The organism is Cellulomonas algicola, from assembly GCF_003851725.1.
Taxonomy (GTDB): domain Bacteria; phylum Actinomycetota; class Actinomycetes; order Actinomycetales; family Cellulomonadaceae; genus Cellulomonas; species Cellulomonas algicola.
In genome coordinates, this window is the sequence record NZ_BHYL01000258.1 from 1 (window position 1) to 9,224 (window position 9,224).

General features: G+C 74.2%; 8 protein-coding genes. 4 read left to right on the forward strand and 4 right to left on the reverse strand.

Annotated features, from left to right (window positions below; all coding sequences use genetic code 11):
* Positions 1-640: DUF4192 family protein (locus CTKZ_RS15555; RefSeq protein WP_124343797.1), on the reverse strand; the 640-nt coding region annotated here is incomplete at its 3' end.
* A 181-nt stretch (positions 641-821) separates the two neighbouring features.
* On the opposite strand from CTKZ_RS15555, the gene CTKZ_RS15560 reads away from it, so the two are divergent.
* Entirely contained in the window at positions 822-1,343 is a 522-nt protein-coding gene (locus CTKZ_RS15560) for a hypothetical protein (protein ID WP_124343798.1), read from the forward strand.
* Between the two features lie 10 nt (positions 1,344-1,353).
* On the forward strand, positions 1,354-2,472 hold the full coding sequence (locus CTKZ_RS15565; RefSeq protein WP_124343799.1) for a polyprenyl synthetase family protein: 1,119 nt from the start codon (positions 1,354-1,356) through the stop codon (positions 2,470-2,472).
* Positions 2,473-2,522: 50 nt separating this feature from the next.
* On the opposite strand, the gene CTKZ_RS15570 is transcribed toward CTKZ_RS15565, so the two are convergent.
* On the reverse strand, positions 2,523-2,936 hold the full coding sequence (locus CTKZ_RS15570) for an Rv2175c family DNA-binding protein (protein WP_124343800.1): 414 nt from the start codon (positions 2,934-2,936) through the stop codon (positions 2,523-2,525).
* 146 nt (positions 2,937-3,082) lie between these two features.
* On the opposite strand from CTKZ_RS15570, the gene CTKZ_RS15575 reads away from it, so the two are divergent.
* A complete protein-coding gene (locus CTKZ_RS15575; RefSeq protein ID WP_124343801.1) occupies positions 3,083-4,249 on the forward strand; it encodes a LysM peptidoglycan-binding domain-containing protein in 1,167 nt (388 codons plus the stop codon).
* 49 nt (positions 4,250-4,298) lie between these two features.
* A complete protein-coding gene (gene pknB, locus CTKZ_RS15580) occupies positions 4,299-6,302 on the forward strand; it encodes a Stk1 family PASTA domain-containing Ser/Thr kinase (protein WP_124343802.1) in 2,004 nt (667 codons plus the stop codon).
* Positions 6,303-6,454: 152 nt separating this feature from the next.
* On the opposite strand, the gene CTKZ_RS15585 is transcribed toward pknB, so the two are convergent.
* Positions 6,455-7,807 carry a class II 3-deoxy-7-phosphoheptulonate synthase gene (locus tag CTKZ_RS15585; protein ID WP_124343803.1) on the reverse strand — a complete coding sequence of 451 codons (1,353 nt, stop codon included), beginning with the start codon at positions 7,805-7,807 and terminating at the stop codon, positions 6,455-6,457.
* Positions 7,804-9,024 carry a pyrophosphate--fructose-6-phosphate 1-phosphotransferase gene (locus tag CTKZ_RS15590; RefSeq protein ID WP_124343804.1) on the reverse strand — a complete coding sequence of 407 codons (1,221 nt, stop codon included), beginning with the start codon at positions 9,022-9,024 and terminating at the stop codon, positions 7,804-7,806. Before CTKZ_RS15590 ends, CTKZ_RS15585 begins: the two co-directional genes overlap by 4 nt.
* Between the last annotated feature and the right edge of the window lie 200 nt (positions 9,025-9,224).

Genomic DNA, 9,224 nt, shown 5'->3' on the forward strand with positions numbered 1-9,224 from the left:
CCGCCAGGCAGTCGTGCCGCCACGCGGCGAGCTCGCGCGGCCCCTGGGCGGTCGCCGTCTCACGTCGCCGCTCCCACCGCCGCCGGGTCCGCGCGGCACCGCGGCGCGCGTCCTCGTCGGCGCGGCGGATCCGTCCGAGGTCCCCGCGCGAGCCCGCGACGGCCGAGCCGGCCAGCACCATGCGCGCGCTCGTCTGCGTGCTGTCGAGCTCGCGCAACGGTCGGCCGCCGGGCGGGCAGCACGCGTGGTCGGTGCAGTCGAGGGCCAGGTAGCCCGTCGCGGTGACGACCCAGACGACGACGTCGCCCAACGGGACCGCCGCCGCCTCGCGGAGCGCCTCGACGGCGCGTACCGCCGTGCGGGCGCCGCCCGTGCGCGGGTCGTCCTCGACGTACAGCACGAGGACGGCGCGGCGTGCCCCGTCCTGGTCGAGCAGGCCCACGAGGGCGCGAGCGCACCGTCCGCCGTCGTCGGGGTCGGCGAGCTGCTCGAGGTCGACCCGCACCACGAGGCCGACCTGGCCGCGTGGCGGGCGGAGACTGATGGCGACCGCGCTGTCCCGTGGACGGAAGCCGAGGCGGTACGGGACGAGGGCCAGCAGCTCGCGGGGCTCGCTGACGCGCAGGGTCGTGGTGTCCATGGCGGCAGCACAGCGCAGCGCCGACCCGGCCGGGACGGTCGTCGACGCACCCTGTGGGCGGGAAGCGCGCCGACGGGTCTGTGGACGGCTGGGCGGAGGCCGACGTGCCGTCGGGCCGCCTGGCCCCAGGCCACGGCGCCATCAGGCCGCCGGGCCGCCGGGCGCCGACTACCCTGGCGCGGTGCCCCGCCCCTGGACAGCCGCCGTGCTCGCCGCCGCCGTCGCCGGCGCGGTCGCCGCGTGCTCCACGAGCGCTCCCGCGACGGTCGACCCGACGGCCTCGCCCACGCGTGCGCTGACCGCCGAGCCCGCCCCGAGCGAGACCCTGCTGCCGGACGACGGCGCGACGGCGTCGGCCGTCGGACGGCTCGCGGACGGCTTCCCGTCCGCGCTCCTCCCGGTGCCCGCCGGTGCCGAGGTGCTGGTGTCGTCCGTGCACCCCGTCGACGGTTCCGACCTGCTCGACGTCAGCCTCAACCTCCGCACCGAGCAGGACGCCGCAGGGCTGCTCGAGGCGCTGCGCGGACCGCTCGTCGCCGCCGGGTTCAGCGAGTCGTCGCCTCCCGCCCCCGAGCCCGGGCTGGCCGCGCAGTCGACCTTCTCGCGCGGTGACGGCAGCGAGCTCCTGGTCGTCGGGATCCTCGACCGGGACGGCGTCCGCACGCTCACGCTCGGCGGTCAGGTGCGCCCGACGACCGCCTAGGCTGCGGGGCATGACCGCCACACCCGCGCTCGTCGACCTCGAGGACGTCCGCCCCCAGGTCGACGCGCTGCTCGCGGGGCACGTCGCCCGCCTGACCACGGAGCTCGGCGCACTCGGCGACGACACGGCGCCCCTGGTCGCGGCCGTGACCCGCATGCTCTCGGGCGGCAAGCGGCTGCGCGCGGCGTTCTGCTGGTGGTCGTGGCGTGCGCACGGCGGGGAGCCCGGGACGCCCGAGGCCGCGGCGGTGCTGCGCGTCGGGGCCGCGCTCGAGCTGTTCCAGGCCGCGGCGCTCTTCCACGACGACGTCATGGACGACTCGGACACGCGCCGCGGCATGCCGTCGGCGCACCGCGCGTTCGAGCGGCTGCACGCCGAGCAGGGTCTGCTGGGCGACGCGGTCCGGTTCGGGGCGTCGGCGGCGATCCTCCTCGGCGACCTCGCGCTCGTCGCGAGCGAGCAGGAGTTCGCCGGCGCGCTCGCCGACGCCCCCGCGAGCCGGGCGGCGGCCGCGCGCGAGGTCTTCGACCTCATGCGGACCGAGGTGACCGTCGGGCAGTACCTGGACGTCCTCGCGCAGGCGATGCCCTGGGGCGCGGACCCGGACGCCGACGAGGCGCGCGCACGGCGCGTCATCCAGGCGAAGGCCGCGCGCTACAGCGTCGAGCACCCCATCGTGCTCGGCGCGGCGCTCGCCGACGCGGACGGGCCGGCCCTGGACGCGTGCCGCGCGATCGGGCTCCCGCTGGGCGAGGCGTTCCAGCTGCGCGACGACCTGCTCGGGGTGTTCGGCGACCCGTCGACGACGGGCAAGCCCGCGGGTGACGACCTGCGCGAGGGCAAGCGCACCGTCCTGGTCGCCCGCGCCGTGCGCCTGGCGCGCGAGCGCGGCGACGAGGCGACCGTGTCGTTGCTCCGCGACCACCTCGGCGACCGTGCGATGCCGGACGACGTCGTGACCCGGCTCGCTGACGCGATCGCGTCGACGGGCGCGGTCGAGGAGGTCGAGCGCACGATCGAGGACCTGGCGGGCCGCGCGTTCGCGATCATGGCCGCGCGCGCGTGGCCGGAGCCGGCGGCGTCACGCCTCGCGGAGGTCGCGCACGCCGCGGTGGACCGCCGGGCCTGACGGCACCGGCCAGGACGAGGGCCGCGACGACCGAGGCCGGGACGTCCTCGTCAGAGCTCGGCCTGGGCCCGCCGGCGCACCTCGGTCTTGCGACCCGCACGGAGCGCCTCGACGGGCGTGCCCGGCAGCGAGTCGTCGGGCGTGAAGAGCCAGACGATCGCGTCCTCGTCCGAGAAACCGGCGTCCGCCAGGACCGTCAGCGTGCCCTGCAGCGAGGCGAGCACCGTCCACGCGTCGTCCGGGCGGGGCGTCGTGGGCTGCGCGGGGTTCGCGAGGTGCCCGGGGACGAGGAACGCGGCCGGGACGGACAGCACGCGGGGGTCACCGCGGCGGGCGCCGACGAGGCGACGTTCCTGGAGCAGGCGCCGCACCTTCCCGGCGTCGAGTCCGGTGCGCTCGGCCACGTCGGGCACGGTGAGCCACTCGTCGACGAGGCGGTCGAGGGCGTCGGATGCGTCGTTCACCCGTCAAGAGTACGCATCGCCGAATGACAGCCGCGCAATTCGCCCACCCGCCTTTCCCTGCCTGGACCGCTCGGCTACCGTCATTTTCTGTCACTTGTTTCACACCAGCACCACGAGTCACTCCTGACTCGTCTGAGGGGGCCGTCATGACGCCGCTCGCCACGTCCCGCGCCGACGGCCTGCGCCGTACCGCGACCGCCACGGGCGCCACGCTCGCAGTGGCCGCCGTCGCCGTGACCGCCACCGGCACCGCAGCGCACGCCGACGAGCAGGTCACGGTCCGCTCCGGCGACACCGTGAGCCACATCGCGGCCCGGCACGGCTCGACCGTCACGGCCGTCCGTCAGGCCAACGGCCTCGACGCGCGCGCCTTCATCCGCATCGGTCAGGTGCTCACGATCCCCACCGGGTCGTCCGGGGTGCGCGTCGCCCCGGCCGCGACCACCGCACCGACGCCGGCTGCCGCGACGTACACCGTCCGCAACGGCGACACCGTCAGCCACATCGCGAGCCGTCACGGCACCACGGTCGCGGCGATCGTCTCCGCGAACGGCCTCGACGCGCGCGCCTTCATCCGGGTGGGGCAGACGCTCACCATCCCCGGGGCCGCCGGCGCGGGCAGCGCCGCCGCCGCGACGCCCGCCGTCGCCGCCGCCCCCGCGTCCGCGACGCACACCGTCGCCGGTGGCGAGACGGTCTCCGCGATCGCCAGCCGCTACGGCACGACGGTGTCCGCGATCGTCGCCGCGAACGGCCTCGACGCGCGCGCGTTCATCCGCATCGGCCAGACGCTCACCATCCCGGGCGTCGCCCCGGCCGCGGCGACGAGCGTCGGCTCGACCTTCGCGGGCCGGTCGTACCCGGCTGCGACGGTCTCCGCCGCCAACGCCAACCTCGCCGCGCTGCGCGCGTCCGCCGTGCCGTCGAAGGCCGACATGCGGGCCAAGATCACCGCGACGGCGCGCGCGTACGGCGTCGACCCGGCGCTCGCGCTCGCCGTCGCGTTCCAGGAGTCCGGCTTCAACCACGCCGTCGTCTCCCCCGCGAACGCCATCGGCACCATGCAGGTCATCCCGTCGTCCGGGAAGTGGGCGTCGGACCTCGTCGGGCGGCCGCTCGACCTGCTGAACCCCGACGACAACGTCGTCGCGGGCGTCGCGATCCTGCGCTCGCTCGTGCGCAACGCGCCCGACCTGCCGACCGCGATCGCCGGGTACTACCAGGGCGCGTCGTCCGTGAAGCGCAACGGCATGTTCACCGACACCAAGCAGTACGTCGCCAACGTGCAGTCGCACATGACGCGCTTCGCCTGAGGGCCCTGCCTGCGACGATCCGGGCACGCCCGACCGTAGACTCCTGCGCGTGGGAGCCACCGTCACCGATCCGCTCGTCGGCCGCCTGGTCGACGGCCGGTACGAGATCGTCTCCCGGATCGCGCGCGGCGGGATGGCGACCGTCTACCTGGCCGTCGACCGACGGCTCGACCGCGACGTCGCCCTCAAGGTCATGCACCCGCACCTCGCGGAGGGCACCTCGGGCGCGGACTTCGTCGCGCGGTTCCGTCGCGAGGCCCGGACGGCTGCGCGGCTCACGCACCCCGGCCTGGTCGGGGTCTTCGACCAAGGGCTCGACGGCGAGACCAGCTACCTCACGATGGAGTACGTCGACGGCTCCAACCTGCGCCGCCGGATCGCGGAGCAGGGCGCGCTGACCGTCGGCGAGACCCTGCGCGTCACCGAGGCGGTGCTCGACGCGCTCGCCGCGGCGCACCGCGTCGGCCTCGTCCACCGGGACATCAAGCCCGAGAACGTGCTGCTGGCGAGCGACGACCGGGTCAAGCTCGCGGACTTCGGCCTGGCACGTGCGGTCACCGAGGTCACGTCGACCACGACCGGCACCGTGCTCGGCACGGTCGCGTACCTCGCACCCGAGCTCGTGGTGCGGGGTGCCAGCGACGCCCGCACCGACGTGTACGCGTGCGGCATCCTCCTGTACGAGATGCTCGTCGGCGCCCAGCCCTTCACGGGCGAGACGCCGATCCAGGTCGCGTTCCAGCACGTGAACAACGACATCCCGGCACCCTCCGACGCCGTGTCGTGGCTCCCCGCCGAGGTCGACGAGCTCGTCGCCGCGCTCGCCGCGCGGTCCCCCGACGACCGCCCGCTCGACGCGGCTGCGGCCCTGACGCTCGTGCGGCGCACCCGTGCGTCCCTCGACGCCGAGACGCTCGCCCGACGCGCCGACGTGGAACCCTCCATCGCCCTGCCTGCCGCGACCGACCCCGACGAGACGGACCTCGACGCGGAGGCGGAGCCCACGGACGACGTCCCGACCGACGAGACGACACGCCTCCCGGTCCCGCGCCCGAGCGGTGCGACGGTCGCCCTGCCGATCGGCCTCGGTGCCGCCCCGCCGTCCGCACCGGTCAGCGTCGTCGACACCGCACCGCCCCCGCGCCGCCGGCGCGTCCGCGTGCTGGCGATGCTCCTCGTGCTGCTCCTCGCGCTCGGCGGGCTGGGCACGTGGTGGTACCTGCGGGTCGGCCCGGGCGCGTGGACGACCGTCCCGTCCGTGCTGCAGGTGACCGAGGACGAGGCGAAGGCCGCCCTCGACGACGCCGGGCTGGACGCCAGCCGGGTCGAGGCGTTCGACCCCACGGCCCCCGTCGGGACCGTGGTCGCGAGCGACCCCGCGGTCGGTGAACGCGTGCGCAAGGAGGGCGTCGTCGAGCTCACGGTCTCCAAGGGCCCCGACTACGTGAACGTGCCGCAGGGCGTGGTGAACGAGCTCCAGGCGAACGCCGAGAAGACGCTCGCCGACGCCGGGCTGAAGGCGACCTACCCGCCCGCCGAGTACCACGACACCGTCCCGAACGGCGTCGTCATCAGCGCGACGCTGCCCGACGGCTCGCCCGCCGACCCGGGCGTCCGCAGCACGCGCGGCACCGAGGTCGCGCTCGTCGTCTCGAAGGGCCCCGCGCCCGTCACCGTCGTCAGCGTGGTCAACGAGCCGCTCGACGGAGCGACCGCGACGCTCGACGGGCTCGGGCTCAAGGTGGCGACCGCCGAGGCGTTCAGCGACACCGTCGAGGCGGGTCACGTCATCTCGCAGGACCCGCCGGACAAGACCCAGCTGTTCCGCGGCGACACGGTCACGCTCACCGTGTCCAAGGGCCCCGAGCTCTTCGAGATCCCGAAGCTCATCGGCATGCAGTACGACGAGGCGGCCGCCGCGCTGACCGCCCTCGGGATGGAGCCGAAGCGCAGCAACGTCCTGGGCGGCATCTTCGGCACGGTCCGCGACCAGAGCGTCGGGTCGGGCCAGAAGGTCGCCAAGGGGACCGTCATCACGCTGACCGTCGTCTGACCCGCGGCACGTCGGCCGCTGACGGCCGCACGTCGACCGCCGTCCGTCAGGCGTGCGTCGCGCGCTCGGCGCCGCGAAGGTGCACGCAGGACGACGCTGGGGCGGCCGTCGTGGTGTCCCACGTCCGGCCGCCCCAGCGGTGCAGCGGTGCGTCAGGCCTTGCGGAGCAGCTCCACGACCTGGAACGCCATCTCGAGCGACTGCTGGTGGTTGAGCCGCGGGTCCACGAGCGTCTCGTAGCGACGCGCGAGACCCGCGTCGTCGATCTCCTCCGAGCCGCCGAGCACCTCGGTGACGTCGTCGCCCGTGAGCTCGATGTGCAGGCCGCCCGGCACGGTGCCGAGCGCCCGGTGCACCTCGAAGAAGCCCGCGACCTCGTCCATGACGTCCGAGAAGCGGCGCGTCTTGTACCCCGTGGCCGACGTGATGCCGTTGCCGTGCATCGGGTCGCACACCCACGTCACGGGACGCCCGTCGGCGCTCACCTTCTCGACGAGCGCGGGCAGCAGGTCGCGGACCTTGCCGGCGCCCATGCGCGTGATGAAGGTGATCCGGCCCGGTTCTCCGCTCGGGTTCAGCCGGTCGATGAGCGCGAGCGCGTCGTCGCCCGTCGACGTCGGCCCGAGCTTGATGCCGATCGGGTTCTGCACGCGCGAGAAGTAGTCGACGTGCGCACCGTCGAGCTGACGCGTGCGCTCCCCGATCCACAGGAAGTGCGCCGAGCAGTCGTACGGCAGGCCCGTGCGCGAGTCGATGCGCGTGAGCGGCCGCTCGTAGTCGAGCAGCAGCCCCTCGTGCGACGAGAAGAAGTCCACGGTGCGCAGCGCGTCGAAGTCGGCGCCGCACGCAGCCATGAACCGGATCGCGCGGTCGATCTCGGCGGCGATCTCCTCGTAGCGCGAGTACGCGGGATTCGTCGTGAACCCGCGGTTCCACTCGTGCACGCGCAGCAGCGACGCGAAGCCACCCGTCGTGAACGCACGGATGAGGTTCAGCGTCGACGCGGACGTGTGGTACGCCTCGAGCAGGCGCTGCGGGTCGGGGACGCGGGCCTCGGAGGTGAAGTCGAAGCCGTTGATGATGTCCCCGCGGAACGCGGGCAGCGTCACGCCGTCGCGCGTCTCGGAGTCCGAGCTGCGCGGCTTGGCGTACTGCCCCGCCATCCGGCCCATCTTGATGACGGGCAGGCTCGCGCCGTAGGTCAGCACGACGGCCATCTGGAGGATCGTCTTGATCTTGTTCCGGATGTTGTCGGCCGTCGCCTCGGCGAACGTCTCCGCGCAGTCCCCGCCCTGGAGCAGGAACGCCTCACCGCGACCCGCGGCGGCGAGCTGGCCGCGCAGCGCGTCCGACTCCCCCGCGAAGACCAGCGGCGGCAGCGCGGCGAGCCGCGACGACACCTTCTCGAGCGCACCCCGGTCGGGCCACTGCGGCTGCTGACCCGCGGGCAGGTCCCGCCAGGCGTCCAGCCCGGCGAGCACCTGCGGGTCCGGCTCGACGCTCATGAGTGGCTCGCCGCGACGAGCGGCTGGCCGATGTCCGCCAGCAGCTCGCCGAACCAGGGCTGCGAGACGTCGAACGCCTTGCCGCCCGCGATGCGCGGGAACTCGATGGCGCGCAGCACGTCGCCCTGCTCCTCGTCGTGGCCGATGACGCCGGACTCGCCACGCAGGGCGCACTCGACCGCGAGGTCGGTCATCGACTTGATGAGGCGCAGGTCCTCGGCGTTCGCGGCCGCGGCGCGCGAGTAGTAGCCGGACTTCTGGACCATCGTCTTCTCGGCGCCGAGCTTCTCCGCGAACTGCTTCGCGAACCACTGGCCCGGGTTGATGGTGTCGAGCTTGACGTGACCGAACGGGTCGCGCTCCGGGGGCGTGCCCGCCGCGGTGAGCTGCTCGACGATCTCGTGCATGCCCGCACCCTCGGACAGGAAGATGTTGACGTTGCCCTGGGTGTCCATGACCTTCTTGAGGCGCTCGGCCTCGGCGTCGATGTCGAGCGCGAGCTCGGGCACGAAGACGGCGTGGATGTCCCAGCGCTCGCGCGTGAGGCCGATGCCCGGGACCCACTCCTGCTGGTCGAGCCACTTGCGGTACTCGGCGGCCGCGGCGGCCGTGAGCCACCCGCAGTGCCGGCCCATGACCTCGTGGACGATGAGCATGCGCGGGCCCGAGCGGTGCTCGCCGATGACGTTCGCCGCGAAGCCGGCGGCCTCCTCGGCCGCGGTCCACGCGCCGAGCGACTGGCGGATCGGCACCACGTCGTTGTCGATCGTCTTGGGCAGGCCGACGACGGTCAGGCCGTAGCCGTTGTCCGCGAGGTACGCGGCCAGGTCCGCGGCCGTCGTGTTGGTGTCGTCGCCGCCGATCGTGTGGAGCACGTCGACGCCGTCGGCCTTGAGCTGCTCCGCCGCGACCTGCAGCGGGTCCTGGCCCTCCTGCACCAGGCCGCGCTTGACGCAGTCCTTGGCGTTGGTGAGCTTGACGCGCGAGTTGCCGATCGGCGAGCCGCCGAAGCGGTGCAGGATGCCGGCCTTCCTGCGGGTCTCCGCGTCGATCACGATCTTGTCGCCGCGCAGCAGGCCGTAGTACCCGTGCTCGTAGGCGATGATCTCGACGTCCGGCGCGATCTCGGTGTAACGCTCGATGAGGCCACCGACGGCGGACGACAGGCACGGAGCGAAGCCACCTGCGGTCAGGAGGGCGACGCGACGAACCGACATGAGACACACCTCTCGTAGATGAGCACGGCGGACGCGCTGCGGCGTTCCCGCCCTGACGTGCCGGACCCGGTCTCCCGTCGGGGGACGTCGGGCCGTGCACGGTCGGTCGAGACCGACGGGCTCATCCTACTGACGCGCGGACCCGTCCTCGGGTGGGACCGGAACCTGGACCTCCGGGACCGGGCGGCCGCCCGGCGCCG

Bases quoted from the DNA above. Each gene is read 5' to 3' on its own strand.
- CTKZ_RS15565 (WP_124343799.1), top strand. From the start codon at position 1,354: ATGACCGCCACACCCGCGCTCGTCGACCTCGAGGACGTCCGCCCCCAG.
- CTKZ_RS15575 (WP_124343801.1), top strand. From the start codon at position 3,083: ATGACGCCGCTCGCCACGTCCCGCGCCGACGGCCTGCGCCGTACCGCG.
- CTKZ_RS15585 (WP_124343803.1), bottom strand. From the start codon at position 7,807: ATGAGCGTCGAGCCGGACCCGCAGGTGCTCGCCGGGCTGGACGCCTGG.
- CTKZ_RS15590 (WP_124343804.1), bottom strand. From the start codon at position 9,024: ATGTCGGTTCGTCGCGTCGCCCTCCTGACCGCAGGTGGCTTCGCTCCG.